The following is a 1245-nucleotide window of genomic DNA, read 5'->3' on the forward strand; positions in this document are numbered from 1 at the left end:
CGGATTTTTCACCCAGTCCCTTGCTGATCGTGATCCCGAGCTTTTTGGCTCGATCACGTCGGAACTGGGTCGTCAGCGCGACGAGATCGAGCTGATCGCGTCCGAGAACATCGTCTCTGCCGCCGTGATGGAGGCGCAGGGCTCGGTGATGACCAACAAATACGCCGAAGGCTATCCCGGTCGCCGCTATTATGGCGGTTGCCAGTTTGTCGACATTGCCGAAAACCTGGCCATCGACCGCGCCAAGCAGCTGTTCGGCTGTGAATTCGCCAATGTGCAGCCCAATTCTGGCTCTCAGGCCAATCAGGGCGTGTTTCAGGCGCTGATCAAGCCCGGCGACACCATTCTGGGCATGAGCCTGGATGCCGGTGGTCACCTGACCCACGGAGCCCGCCCGAACCAGTCGGGCAAGTGGTTCAACGCGGTGCAATACGGCGTGCGCCAGCAGGACAACATGCTGGACTATGATCAGGTCGAGGCGCTGGCGAAAGAGCACCAGCCCAAGCTGATCATCGCCGGTGGCTCGGCCATCCCGCGCCAGATCGACTTTGCCCGCATGCGTCAGATCGCCGATATGGTGGGCGCCTATCTGCACGTGGACATGGCGCATTTCGCCGGTCTGGCGGCGGCGGGTGAACATCCCAGCCCGTTCCCCCATGCGCATGTGGCGACCACGACGACCCACAAGACCCTGCGCGGCCCGCGCGGCGGCATGATCCTGACCAATGATGAAGATATCGCCAAGAAAGTGAACTCGGCCATCTTCCCCGGCATTCAGGGCGGCCCGCTGATGCATGTGATCGCGGCCAAGGCCGTGGCCTTTGGCGAGGCCCTGCGGCCCGAGTTCAAGGACTATGCCAAGCAGGTGATCGCCAACGCGCAGGCGCTGTCGGATCAGCTGATCAAGGGCGGTCTGGACACGGTGACCCACGGCACCGACACCCATGTGGTGCTGGTCGACCTGCGCCCCAAAGGGGTGAAAGGCAACGCCACCGAGAAGGCTCTGGGCCGGGCGCATATCACCTGCAACAAGAACGGCGTGCCGTTTGATCCCGAAAAGCCGACCATCACGTCGGGCATCCGACTGGGGTCGCCCGCCGGCACCACCCGCGGCTTCGGCGAGGTCGAATTCCGCCAGATCGCCGACTGGATCATCGAAGTGGTCGACGGCCTGGCTGCCAATGGCGAAGACGGCAACGGCGCCGTCGAAGCCAAGGTCAAGGCCGAAGTCGCAGACCTCTGCGC

1 protein-coding gene is annotated in these 1245 nt (G+C 63.4%); it reads left to right on the forward strand.

The genetic code is table 11. The annotated features are described in order from the left end of the window. The coding region (gene glyA / locus ACR0DJ_RS20465; protein ID WP_480686146.1) for a serine hydroxymethyltransferase at positions 1-1245 on the forward strand (1245 nt) is incomplete at both ends.

It is taken from the genome of Ruegeria sp. BF10, from assembly GCF_056538725.1.